Origin of the sequence: Mesorhizobium norvegicum, from assembly GCF_004919685.1 — a bacterium.
Taxonomy (GTDB): Bacteria; Pseudomonadota; Alphaproteobacteria; order Rhizobiales; family Rhizobiaceae; genus Mesorhizobium; species Mesorhizobium norvegicum.
Genome location: NZ_SMYZ01000214.1, coordinates 1 through 1,081 on the forward strand (window position 1 = coordinate 1; position 1,081 = coordinate 1,081).

Genomic DNA, 1,081 nt, shown 5'->3' on the forward strand with positions numbered 1-1,081 from the left:
GCTGCCCCTCACCTGCCTGCCGGCATCCTCTCCCCGTATAGTGACGGGGAGAGGGGCGCTCTCATCGGCGGTTTCGCCAATCATCGGCGTTGCAGGAAGAACCGCCAGCGTCGCGGCCAGCTGCTCTCTCCCCGTTTACGGGGAGAGATGTCCGGCAGGACAGTGAGGGGCAGCGCCGACGGTAAGATTTAGCGCATTCGGCGCACGCGAATGTGAGCCCCTGCCGCAACTCGTGCGTCGCGCCGCCGTAGCTGATCCAATAGACTGATCCCAATGGAAGCCATGAGGAGTGCAACCATGACCGACATCAAGATTTCAAACCGTTCGTTCGGCTTTGTCAAAGGCGCGCTCGCCGCGCTTGCGCTTGCCGCCGCGGGCGCCGCCTTCTGGCTGACGCCGGCGGTTTCGGCCGAGGATGCGGTGAAGATCCCGCCGCCGGCTTTGGACGAAAAGGCGGCTGCCGGCAGTGAAAAGGCAATCTTCGCCGGCGGCTGCTTCTGGGGCGTGCAAGGCGTGTTCCAGCACGTCAAGGGCGTCAGCAAGGCCGTCTCCGGCTACACCGGCGGCGACAAGGACACCGCCGTCTACGAGACAGTCGGCTCAGGCCGCACCGGACACGCCGAATCCGTCGAGATCACCTACGATCCGGCCAAGATTACCTACGGCCAGCTGCTGCAGGTTTATTTCTCGGTCGCCCACAACCCGACCCAGCTGAATTTCCAGGGTCCGGACTCGGGCACGCAGTACCGCTCGACGATCTTTGCCGAAAACGATGCGCAAAAGAAGATCGCGCAAAGCTACATCGCCCAGCTCGACCAGGCCAAGGTGTTCCCGGAGCCCATCGTCACCACGCTGGAAACCGGCAAGACCTTCTATCCGGCCGAGAATTATCATCAGGATTTCCTGACGCTGAACCCGACCTATCCCTACATCGTCTACAACGACCTGCCCAAGGTGGCGAATTTGAAGGCGCTGTTCCCGGCGCTGTACAGCGAAAAGCCTGTGCTGGTGCTGTCGGCGAGCAATTGAGCTGGCCTTATTGAAGAGGCGTCGGCGGGACAGCACCCCCCTCTGCCCTGCC

General features: G+C 62.5%; 1 protein-coding gene. It reads left to right on the forward strand.

Going from position 1 to position 1,081, the window contains the following annotated elements:
* Positions 1-297 precede the first annotated feature (297 nt).
* Complete coding sequence (msrA, locus tag FCU66_RS40810; RefSeq protein ID WP_136621769.1) at positions 298-1,029, forward strand: peptide-methionine (S)-S-oxide reductase MsrA; 732 nt, start codon at positions 298-300, stop codon at positions 1,027-1,029.
* Positions 1,030-1,081: the final 52 nt, after the last annotated feature.